At 66.4% G+C, this 14,363-nt stretch carries 12 protein-coding genes and 1 pseudogene; 7 read left to right on the forward strand and 6 right to left on the reverse strand.

Annotated elements, in window-relative coordinates; translation table 11 throughout:
* Positions 1-123: 123 nt before the first annotated feature.
* From QFZ33_RS21995 to QFZ33_RS22010, 4 genes are all read right to left on the reverse strand, one after another.
* Positions 124-1,140, reverse strand: a complete 1,017-nt coding sequence (locus QFZ33_RS21995) for a magnesium and cobalt transport protein CorA (RefSeq protein WP_307030968.1) — start codon at positions 1,138-1,140, stop codon at positions 124-126.
* Positions 1,141-1,288: 148 nt separating this feature from the next.
* On the reverse strand, positions 1,289-1,687 hold the full coding sequence (locus QFZ33_RS22000; RefSeq protein ID WP_307030969.1) for a cupin domain-containing protein: 399 nt from the start codon (positions 1,685-1,687) through the stop codon (positions 1,289-1,291).
* A gap of 249 nt (positions 1,688-1,936) precedes the next feature.
* A complete protein-coding gene (locus QFZ33_RS22005; RefSeq protein ID WP_307030971.1) occupies positions 1,937-2,668 on the reverse strand; it encodes a glutamine amidotransferase in 732 nt (243 codons plus the stop codon).
* A 4-nt stretch (positions 2,669-2,672) separates the two neighbouring features.
* Positions 2,673-3,374 carry a FadR/GntR family transcriptional regulator gene (locus QFZ33_RS22010; RefSeq protein ID WP_307030974.1) on the reverse strand — a complete coding sequence of 234 codons (702 nt, stop codon included), beginning with the start codon at positions 3,372-3,374 and terminating at the stop codon, positions 2,673-2,675.
* Between the two features lie 133 nt (positions 3,375-3,507).
* On the opposite strand from QFZ33_RS22010, the gene QFZ33_RS22015 reads away from it, so the two are divergent.
* Genes QFZ33_RS22015 through QFZ33_RS22025 form a run of 3 tightly spaced genes read left to right on the forward strand, consistent with a single transcriptional unit; the run spans position 3,508 to position 7,708 of the window.
* Positions 3,508-4,899: an SLC13 family permease gene (locus tag QFZ33_RS22015; protein ID WP_307030976.1), complete on the forward strand. Its 1,392-nt coding sequence runs from the start codon at positions 3,508-3,510 to the stop codon at positions 4,897-4,899.
* Between the two features lie 53 nt (positions 4,900-4,952).
* Positions 4,953-6,182 carry a CaiB/BaiF CoA transferase family protein gene (locus QFZ33_RS22020; RefSeq protein WP_307030978.1) on the forward strand — a complete coding sequence of 410 codons (1,230 nt, stop codon included), beginning with the start codon at positions 4,953-4,955 and terminating at the stop codon, positions 6,180-6,182.
* Between the two features lie 2 nt (positions 6,183-6,184).
* A complete protein-coding gene (locus QFZ33_RS22025) occupies positions 6,185-7,708 on the forward strand; it encodes a carboxyl transferase domain-containing protein (protein ID WP_307030979.1) in 1,524 nt (507 codons plus the stop codon).
* Between the two features lie 13 nt (positions 7,709-7,721).
* Here the strand turns inward: QFZ33_RS22025 and QFZ33_RS22030 are convergent, their stop codons facing one another.
* Positions 7,722-8,333, reverse strand: a complete 612-nt coding sequence (locus QFZ33_RS22030) for an NADPH-dependent FMN reductase (protein WP_307030981.1) — start codon at positions 8,331-8,333, stop codon at positions 7,722-7,724.
* A gap of 235 nt (positions 8,334-8,568) precedes the next feature.
* On the opposite strand from QFZ33_RS22030, the gene QFZ33_RS22035 reads away from it, so the two are divergent.
* The 3 genes from QFZ33_RS22035 to QFZ33_RS22045 all read left to right on the forward strand — a co-directional run bounded on the left by QFZ33_RS22035 (position 8,569) and on the right by QFZ33_RS22045 (position 11,012).
* Positions 8,569-8,730, forward strand: a complete 162-nt coding sequence (locus QFZ33_RS22035) for a hypothetical protein (RefSeq protein WP_214858447.1) — start codon at positions 8,569-8,571, stop codon at positions 8,728-8,730.
* Positions 8,731-8,783: 53 nt separating this feature from the next.
* Positions 8,784-10,649, forward strand: a complete 1,866-nt coding sequence (locus QFZ33_RS22040) for a Na+/H+ antiporter (RefSeq protein ID WP_307030983.1) — start codon at positions 8,784-8,786, stop codon at positions 10,647-10,649.
* Between the two features lie 141 nt (positions 10,650-10,790).
* Positions 10,791-11,012, forward strand: a complete 222-nt coding sequence (locus QFZ33_RS22045; protein WP_307030986.1) for a hypothetical protein — start codon at positions 10,791-10,793, stop codon at positions 11,010-11,012.
* A gap of 83 nt (positions 11,013-11,095) precedes the next feature.
* On the opposite strand, the gene QFZ33_RS22050 is transcribed toward QFZ33_RS22045, so the two are convergent.
* Positions 11,096-11,455, reverse strand: coding sequence for a hypothetical protein (locus tag QFZ33_RS22050; protein ID WP_307030988.1), 360 nt, complete (start codon positions 11,453-11,455; stop codon positions 11,096-11,098).
* Between the two features lie 265 nt (positions 11,456-11,720).
* Between QFZ33_RS22050 and QFZ33_RS22055 the strand changes: the two are divergent.
* Positions 11,721-13,928: pseudogene (locus QFZ33_RS22055) on the forward strand (ABC transporter transmembrane domain-containing protein); the annotation flags it as partial.
* Between the last annotated feature and the right edge of the window lie 435 nt (positions 13,929-14,363).

Here is a 14,363-nt window from a genome sequence, read left to right on the forward strand (position 1 = left end):
CCCTGCCGCAACGGGAGTGGAACACCGCAATTGTTGGGCCGGCTGCTTCTGGAAACCTTGGAAAAGTTGCCCCGCCTGCGATGTTCCCACCCAAATGGGGTGTCGACGGGTGTGCGGTCGGTTCTAGATCCAGTTGTTGTGCTTGAACGTGGCGTACAGGACCAGCCCCATACCGATCATCAGGCCCAGCGCCATGGGATAGCCGAAGATCCAGTCCAGTTCAGGCATCGTATGGAAGTTCATTCCATAGATGGTGCCGATGAGCGTGGGAGCGAAGAGGATGGCCGCCCAGGAAGAGATCCTCTTGACCTGCTCGCTCTGCGCGAAGCTGGACTCCGTGAGGCGGCGCATCTCGTCGTTCTGGCGCTGGGCAACGAGGGTCGCATTGACCGCGAGCGCGTTCTGTAGCAGTGCCCGGAAGGACGCGATCCGGTCGTTGAGCCGCAGGACGTGGTCCAGCACATCGCGGAGGTGGTCCTGGAGCTCGGCGCCGGGGTGGTGGTCCGGCGTTCCGGTGACCAGTGCCTGCAGGATTCCCGCCAGCGGCCCGGTGGCGCGCTGCACCGTGATGACCTGGCGGGACAGTTCGTAGATACGGCGGGACACCTCCGGGTCCGCGCCGAACAGTTCGTCCTCGATCTCGTCGATGTCATTTTCCAGGCCTGCCGCAACCGGCTCGTACTCATCGACCACCTGGTCCAGGATGGCGTACAGCACGGCGTCGGGACCCAGGGCAAGGAATTCGGGCTGCGATTCCATGCGGCGGCGCACCCGCGCCAGATCCGGTGACTCTGCACGGCGGACCGTAACCACGAAGTCCGGTCCGGCAAAAACATGGATCTCGCCGAACTCCACCTTTTCGACGTCGTCGAGATACCGCGCCGGGCGCAGGACCAGAAAGAGCGTTTCACCGTAATGCTCAAGCTTGGCGCGCTGGTGCCCGGTCAGCGCGTCTTCAACCGCAAGCGGGCTCAGGTCGAACTCATCCGCCACCGATCGCAGCTCATGGGGGTCGGGACGGTAAAGCCCGATCCAGGCCATGCCCTCGCGCTGCCGCAGCAGGAAGTATGTTTCCTCCAGCCCTTCGGGATCCGCCGTCCGGTGCCCTTTCACGTACACTGCGTTGTCGATGATGGCCACAGCGGCGCCTCCTCAGCTGGAACGGCATCCCATGGCAGTGACGTTATCCCTTGCGGAACGCCGTGCCAATAAGGGGACGTGCCCGCGCGGCAAGGGGCCGCCGGCTCAGGTGCTGGCGGCCCTGGTGCTGGGGTTCAGAGTGGCCAGGTCAGATTCGGGCGTGGAGGCCGCGGCTGACCGGCCGCCCGAACGATGCCGCGCCGAGGAACTCAACGGCCACGAACGGCTCGGAACCGACCACCCATTCATCGTGTCCCGGAGGAATCGCATAGGTGTCATTGGCGTGTATGGAGGAGCGGGCACCTTCAGGTGTCTCCACCTCCATGACGCCGGAGAGGCAGAACCCAAGGTGGTTGTGCTGGCAGAAGGGCGTCTGTTCGGTGGGCTTGGTGCATTCGGACCAGCGCCAGCCGGGGGCGAGGATCAGCCGGGCAACGGAGAAGTCGTTGACGCTGACCAAGTCCACCTCGGCTTTGTCCGGGCACCTCTTCTTGTCCGGTTCATCGAAGGATTTGACGGCAAGGGCTGTAATGAAATTGGCAGTCATAAACGGTACCTGCAGATTTGGTTGAGACCTGAAATTTGAAAGGCGGTTTCTGGAGAAACGCCACGTTAACGAGGTGCGGGCTGCTGCCGAACGTGACAGTACAGCAGCCGCATCTTTGATGCGGCTTCCCCTCGCCGCACGCGCACGCAACAGATCAAATGTTGACGTAGCTCAACCGTAGACCTCTGCAGGCCGAAGTCAATGGTCCCGGTGTGAGTGGCCAAGCCGGCGCTTTGCCACTGAACACGGTTACCGGCCGTAGAGCTTCACGAAGTTCCGCAGGATCTTCATGGGTTCGGTGGCGGTGAAGGTCCGGGCTTCCGCCATCAGCTCCTCGGCGGATTCGGGCGGGAAGTATCCGGCGTGGCGGTAGATGTCGATCCTGGTCACCAGGCCTTCGGCGTCGAGTTCGGGGTGGAACTGCGTGGCGTACAGGTTCTGCTTGATCCGGAACATGTGGACGGGGCAGGCGGCGGAGCTCGCCAGCAGCACTGCGTGCGCGGGCAGCACCGTGCACCCTTCCTTGTGGCCCGTGAAGGCGGTGAACTGCGCCGGAAGGCCGGCCAGCAGCGGATCCTGAAGGCCCTCCGGGCTCAGGCTTATGGTCACGCCGCCCAGCTGCTCGCCGTAGGTCCGATCGATCACGGCGCCCTGGTGCAGGCCAAGGGTACCGACGCCGTAGCAGGCGCCCAGGAACGGGAAGTCCTCCGCCACGATCCGGTCCAGCAGCCCGGACAGTTCGCGCTCCACGCGGTGCTGTGCTTCGGTCTTCTTCTCGGGAGGGTCGCTCGAGGTGAACGGGCTGCCGCCCACGATGACGCCGGAATAGTCGTCCAGGTCCAGCTCCGGCAGGGCCGCGCGCTCCATCCGGATCCGCGTCAGCTGGTGCGGTTCCAGCTCGCAATAGCGCAGGTACGACTCGTATTCGTCCTCCGCGGCGACGTCCTCGGCCCGCGAGGCGAGCAGCAGAAACGGCTTCACGTGCTTACTTCAGCAGGGCGACGTCGGACACGAGGGTGATGTGGTCCAGCATCGCCGCCGCGGCGGCCTCCGAGTCCTGGACCCGGATGGCGTCCGCGATTTTGCGGTGGGATGCCAGTGACTGCTCCGGCCGGCCGGGCTGTCCCAGCGATTCGAGCCGTGTTTCGAGGATCATCTCCGCAATGAAACTCATGAGCTGGGCTAGCACGCCGGAGTGCGCGGCGGCGGTGATGGCCTGGTGGAACAGCTCATCGCCATGGGCCCCTTTCGCGCCCGAGGCCACCTCTTCCGCCATGACGTCCAGGGCTTTGTCGATCGCCCGCATGTCCTCGTCGGTGCGGCGCCCGGCAGCAAGCTCGGCCAGCTTGACCTCGAGCGTGCTGCGGGCTTCGACAATTTCGGGAAGGCGGCTGCGGTGCTCGCGCAGACCCTTGAGCACGGAGGGAACGTTGGGCCGGTAGACAAGCACCGCGCCGGTGCCGTGCTGGACATCAATCACGCCCAGGACTTCAAGGGCAACCAGCGCCTGGGCCAACGTGGCCCGGGAAACGCCCAGCCGCTCGGCCAGGTCCCGCTCGGCGGGGAGCGTGTCACCGGGCCCCAGCTGCGCGGACTCGATGAAGTCCATCAGCTGCTCCACGAGCTGTTCGTAGAGTCGGGGCCGCGCGACGCGGGAAATTTGTTGCGTTGCTGTCTTCCTTGGCATGCGCATCCTTCCGGCGGTGTTCTTGCCCCAGCTTAGCGGAGGAGTATTGACAAAGTCATCTAGTGTCTAGGAGGCTAGGCCAGTGAGCTTGTTAGCCACGTCACATCAACTCTCTCATCCCGGAGGAACAACGATGTCCGCTCCAGTCCTGTCCATCATCATCCTGGCGGTGATGTTCCTGCTGGCCACGGTCCTGCCCCTCAACATGGGCGCCTTGGCTTTCGTAGGCGCCTTCCTGCTCGGCTCGGTGGTCCTGGGAATGTCCACCAGCGATATTCTTGCCAACTTTCCCGGAGGCCTGTTCCTGACGATCGTCGGGGTCACCTACCTCTTCGCGATTGCCCAGAACAACGGAACCATCGACCTGCTGGTCCGCGGCGCAGTCAGGCTGGTGGGCAGCAAGGTGGCGCTCATCCCCTGGGTCATGTTCGCCATCACCGCCGTCATCACCGCCGTCGGAGCCCTGTCTCCCGCCGCCGTCGCGATCATCGCGCCGATCGCGCTCAGCTTCGCCGCGAAGCACAAGATCAACCCGCTCATGATGGGCATGATGGTGATCCACGGGGCGCAGGCCGGCGGTTTCTCCCCGATCGCCGTCTACGGCGTCACGGTCAACGGCATCATTGCGAAGACGGATCTGGAAGCCAGCCCGATGGCGATCTTCCTGGCCAGCTTCATCTTCAACCTCGCCATAGCCGTCGTGTTGTTCATCGTCCTGGGCGGCAGCAAACTGCTCTTCACCAAGACCGGCCGGCTCGTGGAGCAGGCCGCCGAGTCCCGGATGGCCGTCAGCGTCGGCACCCGCGCGGCCGGTGTCACCCTTCGGGGCTCCGGCTCTGACATCTCCCCCTCCGGAGTGGCCCGCAAGGGAACCTCCGGTTCCGCCTCAGCCGCTTCCACCGCCGCCGATACCAGCGGCGCCCGTGCCACCATTCCGCAGCTGGTCACCATCGCCGGCCTCATCGCCCTCGCCGTCATCTCGCTGGGCTTCAAGGTCGACGTCGGCTTCGTCTCCATCACCATCGCCATGATCCTGGCCCTCGTCTCGCCCGCCGCCCAGAAGGGCGCCATCAACAAGATCAGCTGGTCCACCGTCCTGCTCATCTGCGGCATGCTCACCTTCGTGGGCGTCCTCGAGGAGGCCGGCACCATCAAGTTCGTCTCCGACGGCGTCGCCCACCTCGGGATGCCGCTGCTCGCAGCCCTGCTGATCTGCTACATCGGCGCTATTGTCTCGGCCTTCGCCTCCTCCACCGCCATCCTGGCCGCACTCATCCCCCTGGCCGTTCCCTTCCTGTCCACCGGCGAAATCGGCGCCGTCGGCGTGATCGCCGCCCTGGCCGTCGCCGCCACCATCGTGGACGTCTCACCGTTCTCCACCAACGGAGCCCTGGTACTCGCCAACGCCCCCGAGGACGTGGACAAGGACAAGTTCTACAAGCAGATCCTGGCCTACAGCGGCATCGTCGTCGTTGCCGGCCCCGCCATCGCCTGGCTGGTCATGGTCCTCCCCGGCTGGATGTAGCCACCCCGGAACAGGCCCACCAGCCCCTCCAAGCAAGAGAAGGAACACCCAGCATGAGCCATGAATCCACACCCCAGCCCGAAGGCCCCCTCGCCGGCTACCTAGTGGTGGACCTCAGCCGCGCCCTGGCCGGACCGCACGCCGGCATGATGCTCGCGGACCTCGGCGCACGGGTCATCAAAGTCGAAAACCCCGGCACAGGAGACGACACCCGCGGCTGGGGTCCGCCGTTCGTCGGCCCCGAAGACGATCCCCAGGCCACCTACTTCCTCTCCTGCAACCGCAACAAGGAATCCATCGCCCTGGACCTCAAAAGCGACGACGGGCGGACGGTACTGCGCGAACTGCTCGAACGCGCCGACGTCGTCATCGAAAACTTCCGCCCCGGCGTGCTGGACCGGCTCGGCTTCTCCGCCGCGGAGATGCACGCACTGAACCCTGCCCTGGTGGTCCTGTCCATCACCGGTTTCGGCCACGACGGCCCGGAATCCCGCCGCAGCGGCTACGACCAGATCCTGCAGGGTGAGGCCGGGCTGATGTCCCTGACCGGCTCCGGCCCCGACGATCCGCAGCGGGTGGGCGTGCCCATCGCGGACCTCCTCTCCGGCATGTACGGGGCGTTCGGCACCCTCGCGGCACTGCTGCAGCGCGAACGAACGGGCCAGGGGCAGATCGTCCGTACCTCGCTGCTCGCCGCACTCATCGGTGTGCACGCGTTCCAGGGCACCCGCGCCACCGTCGCGGGCGAGGTGCCCAAGGCCCAGGGCAACCACCATCCGTCCATCGCCCCTTACGGCCTGTTCCACTGCCGGCAGGGCCGCGTGCAGATCAGCGTGGGCAGCGAGAAACTGTGGCGCACGTTCGCGGCGGCGTTCGGCATCGACGCGGATCGGCCGGAATTCGCCTCCAACGCCGAGCGCGTCCGGAACCGGGAAAAAGTCATCGAGGAAGTGGAACGCGCCTTCGCCGACCACGAGGCCGAACCGCTGCTCGCCAAGCTCAACGACGCCGGGATTCCCGCCGGCAAGGTCCGGACCCTGGACGAGGTCTACGAGTGGGAGCAGGTCCACTCCCAGGGCCTGGTGATCGACGTCGACCACAAGATCCTTGGCAACGTCACCCTCCCGGGCCCGCCGCTGCGCTTCTTTGCCGCCGCGGACACCGCCGAGACCACCATCAAAACCCACACCGCGCCGCCGCTGCTGGACCAGGACGGCGAGCAGATCCGGCAATGGCTCGGCCTCGTCCCGGCCGACGCCGCCGCTGCCGGGGAGGGCCGCTGAGCATGGGGACAGGTCAGAAGGTCCGTCACCTGGACGCCACCCAACTCATCGCCGCCGTGCTTGACCCCGGCTCCTACCACTCCTGGGACTCGCCCGTGGTGGACCCCGATCCCACCCCGGAATACCGCCAGGAACTGGCCGCGGCCCGGGATAAGACCGGCGTCGACGAATCCGTCCTCACCGGTGAAGGCCTCATCCGCGGCCGCCGGGTCGCCGTCATCGTCAGCGAATTCCGCTTCCTCGCCGGCTCCATTGGCCTCGCCGCAGCGGAACGGATCGTGAACGCCGTCGAACGCGCCACCCGGGAAGGGCTTCCGCTCCTGGCGGGACCGGCGTCGGGCGGCACCCGCATGCAGGAGGGAACCATCGCGTTCCTGTCCATGGTGAAGATCAGCGCGGCCGTCCGGGCGCACCGGCAGGCGGGCCTGCCCTACCTCGTCTACCTCCGGCACCCCACCACCGGCGGCGTCATGGCCTCCTGGGGCTCCCTCGGGCACATCACGGTGGCCGAACCCGGCTCCCTCCTCGGGTTCCTGGGGCCGCGGGTCTACGAGGCCCTCTACGGTTCACCCTTCCCGGAGAACGTCCAGGTGGCCGAGAATCTCTTCGACAAGGGGCTCGTGGACGCCGTGGTCCCGCCATGGCAGCTGTCCGACGTCGTCGACCGCGCCCTGAGCATCCTGGTCGCCGGGCCCCACGCGCAGGTCCGCTCGCCGCGGACCCTGTCCGTAAAACCGTCCGACGCCGGCGCCTGGGAATCGATCGAGATCTCCCGGAACCCCCGCCGCCCGGACCTGCGCCAACTGCTCGCCTACGGCGCCCGCGATGTGCTTCCACTCAACGGCACCGGCCAGGGCGAAAAGGACCCCGGGCTGCTGCTGGCACTGGCCCGCTTCGGGCAGAAATCCTGCGTGGTGATCGGGCACACCCGGCCCCGGCCCTCCCAGCAGACCGCCATGGGCCCGGCATCGCTGCGAGAAGCCCGCCGCGGCATGCGGCTGGCCGAAGAACTTGGCCTGCCGCTGGTGACCGTGATCGACACCGGCGGCGCTGCCCTGTCCAAAGAAGCGGAAGAAGGAGGGCTCGCCGGCGAAATCGCGCGTTCCCTTCATGACCTCATCGGCCTGAACTCCCCCACCGTGTCCGTCCTGATGGGCCAGGGCACCGGCGGTGGCGCGCTGGCGCTGTTCCCGGCCGACCGCACCATCGCGGCCCAGCACGCCTGGCTGTCCCCGCTGCCGCCCGAAGGCGCAAGCGCCATCGTGCACCGCACCACCGACTTTGCCCCGGCCATGTCCGAGGCACAGGGCGTCAACGTCGCCTCACTCCACGCCCACGGCATGGTGGAGCACATCGTGGACGAACGGCCCGACGCCGCCCACGAGGGCAGGGCGTTCTGCCAGCGCCTGGGGCAGGCCATCGAGTACGAACTTGCCGCCCTCTCCGCCGCCGGGGTGCCCGAACTCCTCCTGCAGCGGCTCGAAAAGTACCGCAACCTCGGCGGCCTCGTCCCGCTCCCCCTCTAGTCGCCCTCCCTCGCTAGCGGGACAGCTTCTGGGTGTCGGGTTCCGGATCGCCGATGTGGCCGGGTGCATTGGCCGCCAGGACACGCTGGACGAAGGCGCAGTACTCTTCCATGTAATGGCGCAGGAATGCCGCGGTGGATTCATCCTTGACCTCGCCGTCGCTGCCGAACACGTCCGGGTTGAACTTCACGTAGGCCTCGGGGGCATTGAGCTGGGGGGCGTCGAGGAAGCTCAGCACGGCGCGCATGGAGGACTGCATCACCGCCGTGCCGATGCTCCCGGGCGAGGCGCCGATGATGCCGGTGGGCTTACGGGCGAACGAGTTGGTACCCCAGGGACGGGATCCCCAGTCGATGGCGTTCTTCAGCGCCCCCGGAATGGAGCGGTTGTATTCCGGGGAGACAAAGAGGATGCCGTCGGAGCCTTCGATGGCTTCCTTGAGGGCACGGCCTTCGGGCGGGAAATCGGCGTCGTAGTCGTAGCTGTACAGCGGCAGGTCCTTGATGTGGATCTCGGTGAACTCGAGGTCCTCGGGGGCGAGCTTGATGAGGGCCTTCGAGAGTGTCCGGTTAATGGAACCGCTGGCCAGGCTTCCTACGAAATAGCCGATCTTGTGCGTTGCCATACTGGTGTTCCTTCCCTACAGCCGGCATGAGCCGTCTGGGCCGACGGTGCAAAGAGGCAGTGCTGCGGCTGGCAGCCGCGGGGGCATTTCGGGGTGCAAACTCCAACAGTTCAGCACAGAACAGCATCCCCGGCCAGAGCGCGTGGCCGGTTCTTGACAGCCGGACCGGTGCGGTAGCTAGATGAACGTTAAGCGATAGCCCACAGCACACAACCGCAACAGAGGAGCGGCAGTCATGAGCGAGATCCCGGAGTCGCTGCAGCGCATCCACAGCGAGGCCCCCGCCGAAGGGGATGAAACGGCAGACCCCACCGACATCCGCATGCATTCGCAGGATCCGGCGGAAGGTGCTGACGACGTCGCGGAACCTGCGCCCAAGGCTGCGGAGACATCCTGACCGAAGTCCCCGCCCGCCGTCGGGCAGTCCGCGGCGACTGAGAGAATAGCCGCATGGAAGTCGCCCTGGGGTTGCTGGCGCTCGCCGCCGTGGTCTGCGCGGTCAGCGCGCTGGGCCGCAAGCTTGACGTGTCGGTCCCGCTGCTTTTGGTGCTCGCCGGGGTGGCCGGCTCCTTCCTCCCGTTCGTGCCCCGCGTCGACCTGAACCCTGAACTCGTCCTCGTGGGGCTGTTGCCGCCCCTCCTTTACGCCGCCGCCCTGCGGACCTCGCTGTTCGACTTCCGCTCCAACCGGCGGGCCATCGGGCTGCTCTCGGTGGGCTACGTCATCTTTGGCACCATCGTCGTTGGCCTGGTGGTCTGGTGGCTGTTCCCGGAGATACCGCTCGCCGCGGCCATAGCGCTTGCCGCCGTGGTGGCGCCGCCGGATGCGGTGGCCGCCACTGCTATTGCACGCAAGGTAGGGATGCCACGCAGAATTGTCAGCATTTTGGAAGGCGAATCGCTGGTCAATGATGCCACCGCCCTGGTGTGCCTTCGCGCCGCCATAGCAGCCATCTCCGGAACGGTTTCTGTAGTGGAGCTCGGCGCGGAATTCCTGCTGGCAGCCGGCGGCGGGCTGGTGGTGGGCCTCGCCGCTGCCTACGTCCTCACCCAGCTGCGCCGGAGGATCCGCAACGTTGCCATCAATACCTCGACGTCGCTGATGGCACCCTTTGTGGCGTACCTGCCGGCGGAGGCGATCCACGCATCTGGCGTCCTGGCCGTGGTGGTGACTGGCCTGATCATGGGCACCAAGGCCCCGTCCATGCCCAACGGGGCCGCCCGGCAGAGCCAGCGGAGCAACTGGGAGACGGTGCAGTTCCTGCTGGAAAACTCGGTGTTCCTCCTCATCGGCCTGCAGGTGCGGACCATCATCGAGGGCGTCCAGGACGACTCCCTGGGCACTGCCAGAATCTGGGCGGGCTGCGCGGTGATCCTGCTGGCCGTGCTGCTGCTGCGGCCGGTCTGGGTTTTTCCGGCGACCTACCTGCCGAGGCTTATCCCGGCCGTGGCCCGGAAGGACCCCTCGCCGCCCTGGCAGTACCCCGCCATCATCTCGTGGGCCGGCATGCGCGGGGTGGTGACGCTCGCCGCTGCCCTCACACTGCCCGAGGACCTGGAGCACCGGACCGTACTGATCCTCGCGGCGATGGTGGTGGTGGCCGGCACGCTGGCGCTGCAGGGGTTCACGCTGCCTGCCTTGGTGCGGCTGCTCCGCGTGCAGGGACCCGATGCAGGCGAGGACGCGCTGGCCCAGGCCTCGCTGACGCAGCAGGCCACGGCGGCCGGAGTGGAGCGGCTGTACGAACTGCGGACCGACGATGACCCGCCCGAGGTGGTGGCCATGCTCAAGCGGCGGACGCTGGAGCGCGGGCTGGCAGCGTGGGAACGTCTGGGCAGGCCGACGGCGGAAGCCGCCACTCCCAGCCAGCGCTACGCACAGCTGCGGCTGGCCATGCTGGAGGCCGAGCGGGCGAAGGTCCTTGAGCTCAGGAGCGGCGGAAACTACCCCCACGAGGTGCTGAGCAACGTCCTGGAACGGCTCGACGTCGAAGAGTCGATGCTTGACGCCGTCATCGAGGAGGCTGACGTTGCCGGCTCCCGCGCCGTCGCCCGACCGGGAGGCGACTGCGAGCACCTCGAGGCCGCACCCGATCCTGAGGTTCCCCGCGATGCACTCTGTGACGCGTGTGTCCGCGAAGGTACCGTCACGGTCCACCTGCGAATGTGCTTGGAGTGCGGGAACGTGGCCTGCTGTGATTCCTCGCCCGCCACCCACGCCTCCCGGCATGCCAAGGCCACCGGCCACCCGGTCATGCGCAGCATCGAACCGGGTGAGGACTGGCGGTGGTGCTACGTGGACGATCTCCTGGGGTAGCCCGGCGGGGACAATGTTGCCGAACGGATCTAACAGCCCCGTAACTCGCCGTTAATCCCGGGGCGGGAGACTGGAGACCTTGGATCCGCACGACTGGCCTTGAGTCTTGGGGGCAGCCACTCGACGAGGAGTTCGCTAGGCATGAACCATTCCGACGACGGCACATCAGAAACCTTCAGCTCGCCGGTACGCGGCGGGGAACGGCCCGATCTCAGAAGCATGCACATCCGCGAAGACGTGGCGCAGGCAGGCCGCTGCGGCAATGTCCACCTGGCCACCGGCCGGATCTGCATTCTGCCCCAACGCCACCACGGCTCCTGCGACTTCGTGGGCCCGGAGGATGCCAACGGCGTGACGCGCTAAGGCGCGTACCAGAAGCGTATGGGAGCTTGCGTGGCGCCGTGTGAGAACATGAACGGCGCCGATCCCGGCCTCGCAGTAACGCTCTAGGTGCCTTTTGCCGTGGCTGTGGCCGGTACAGATACGCCCGCAATGTCCGACGCCGGGGTGAGAATCCAGCGTTCCCCGTCCTGTTCGTAACTGATCACCATCGACTCGGGGACGGTGCTTGCCGCGTCCACGGCGAGCAGCAGTGCCGCCTGCATGCGGCTGGCATGGCCGAACCGTGCGTTCGCGCTGCCTTCGAGGTCGCTGTTGTCGACGAGAATGTAGGCCTTGCCTCCGGCCACCGCTTTGATCGAGTATCCGCGCTCCTCGTGGACCGATCCGCGCGAAGAGGCAATCTCCGTGACCCTGTCGGCCCGCACCAGGCTATGGCTAATCGTGCGGATCCACACGTCGCCCATGGCGACTCCTTTGCTGCCGTGCCGGCGAAAATTGCCTCTACATGCAAACGGTAGCCCGTGACAGCCCGGATGTAAGCCCCCCAAAACGGCGCATACCGCCGTCGGGCCTAGCCCACCAGCAGGTTTTCCCCAAGCTCCGGGAGAGTTTTCCCAAAGCTCTTTAGGAGATAGTGAACCGCATCAGGGCTTATCCCTGATCGATCAGAGGCTCGCCCAGCCCAGGCGTTCGGGCGTTGTCCTCGACCGTAGGTTCTTAGGGGGACAGATGTTCCAAACCTTTTGGCGGTTCCGAGGGGCGATAGCCCCACATATTTGGGCGTTGGCGGGAGGCGCGCTGCTGGTGGTGTTCGTCGCCGCCATGGAAGTGGCCCTGCCGTGGCCCATGAAGATCATTGTCGATGACGTGCTGCAGCCGACGGGCAGCTCCCAACTGCACACGATGCCCGCCTTCCTGGGCCTGGTCGGCTTGAGCCAGCTCCAGTTGCTGCTGCTCGCTGCGTCGGCGCTGCTCGCCATGACGGTGCTGAACGCCGGAGCGGATTACCTCGGCACGCGCCTGCTGAATGGCGTGGGTGAGAAGGCCATGGCCACCATCCGGGCCGAAGTCTTCACCCACCTGCAGCGGTTGTCATTGGCCTTCCATGACAAGCAGCGGCTGGGGGACCTGGTTACCCGCACCACCACCGATGTGGACTATGTCAGATCCCTCATGGTGTCGATGCTGTCCGTATTGCTGCCCAATGTCTTCATCCTGGGGTTCGTCATCACCATCTGCCTGCTGATCGACCCGACCTTTGCACTGATCGGCCTGGCAGTCGCTCCGCTGCTGTTCATCACGGTGCTGTTCTACCGGCGCCGAATCAAGGGCGCTTCGAAGGAGGCGCGCAGCAGGGACTCCGACATCGCTGCGGCGATGTCGGAGACGTTCGCCTCGGTGCGGGTGATGCAGACCTACACGAGCGAGGCGCGCCACGAGAAGGACTTCCGCACCCGGAACGACGGACGGCGGGACGCCGGCCTGAGAGTCATTCGGCTGCAGTCCATGTTTTCGCCGCTGGTGGACGTCATCGCCACAATGGGCACAGTGCTGGTCCTCTGGATCGGTGCCCAACGGGTGCTGGAGGGGTCCCTGACGCTGGGCCTGCTGCTCGTCTTTATCGCCTACCTCAAGGCCATGTATTCCCCCATGAAGTCCCTGGCCAAGCTGACCACGGTAATCAGCCGCGGCCAGGCCAGCGCCGAACGAATCCAGGAGATCCTGGATACCGCGCCGGCCATCTCCGACCGGCCGGGTGCAAAGCCTGCCCCGCGGCTGGCCGGTGCGGTGGAGCTTCGCGGGGTGAGCTTCGGCTACCACGGGGACCGGCACGTCTTGCACGGAATTGACCTCAAGGCCGAAGCTGGCAGCGTTGTGGCGATCACGGGCCCCACGGGAGCCGGAAAATCGTCCGTCGTCAGCTTGATTCCGCGGCTCTACGATGCCTCGGAGGGCGAAGTCCTCCTCGACGGCCTCGACGTGCGGGACCTGGAGGTCGCAACTGTGCGCAGGCAGATATCGATGGTGCTGCAGGAATCCATCCTGTTCCGCGGGACCATTTACGACAACATCGCCTACGGCTCGGAGGGCGTAAGCCGGGAGCAGGTCATGGCCGCGGCCGAAGCGGCTCACGTGGACGAGTTCGTCCGCAGCCTGCCCTTGGGCTACGACACCCTGGTGGCAGAGCGGGGTGTCACCCTCTCGGGCGGACAACGCCAGCGCATCGCCATTGCCCGCGCGCTGGTCCGGGACACCCCCATCGTCATCCTCGACGAACCAACGTCCGGCCTTGACGCGATCTCGGAGCAATACGTCATGCGCGGCCTCGACCGCCTCATGGCAGGACGCACGGTGATCGTCATCGCCCACAGGCTTTCAACGCTCAAACGGGGCCGACCGGATCTACGTGCTGGACCAGGGGCGGATCGTCGAAAGCGGCAGGCACGGGGAACTCGCAGCCGCCGGCGGCCTCTACAGCCGGCTGGACAGTCTGCAGCAGGCCAAGGACATCCCGGCTCTCACCCTGGTGCCGGCGGAGAGCAACATCCTGGAGACGGAGACGAGCGCATGAGCAAGACGAAGCCCCCCACGTACGGTGCACTGCCCTGGCGGATCGGAAAGAAGGGCGCCCCTGAAGTGCTCCTGATCCACAGGCCGGCCCACGGTGACTGGTCCATCCCCAAAGGCAAGGCGGATCCGGGGGAAACCGGCCGCGAATGCGCGGAACGCGAGGTGCGCGAGGAAACAGGGCTGCACTGCCGCCTGGGCGCGGAACTGCCCAGCATCCGCTACGAGGACAGTAAGCACAGAATTAAGACCATCCGTTACTGGGCTGCGGCGGCGGAGTCAGGCCGCTTCACCGCCAATGAGGAGGTCGACGCCGTCAGGTGGCTTTCGCTGCCGGCAGCCTTGCGCACGGTGACCGAGCCGCGGGACAGGCCCGCCATCATTGCCCTGGGCAGCCGGCTTCAGCTTGAGCTGGGCGTCCGTTCCGTTCCGGAGCGGGAAAAAATGCTGCTGCTGGTCCGCGGGGCCGAAATGACGAAACGGGACGAATGGGACCCGGCAGCAGGCAGCCGGCCGCTGGCGCCGGCCGGCGAGCAGGCCGCCAGGTCGCTGGCCTCGCTGGGGGCCATGTTTGAAATCGAACGCATAATCGTCGCACCTTCGGACCGCTGCGTCGAAACCGTCGCCGAACTTGCGCGCCAGGAAGCGCTAGAAGTGGAGCGTTCAGACCACCTGACCGGCGGCGGGCTGGCGGCAACGCTGGACCTCGTGGCCGAGGCCCGTGGGACAGGAATGGTCATGTGCACGCACGAGGATGTCATGGCAAATGTTCTGGACCACCTCATCCATCACGACCGGACGGTC

The sequence above is a fragment of the Arthrobacter globiformis genome (assembly GCF_030815865.1).
GTDB lineage: Bacteria > Actinomycetota > Actinomycetes > Actinomycetales > Micrococcaceae > Arthrobacter > Arthrobacter globiformis_B.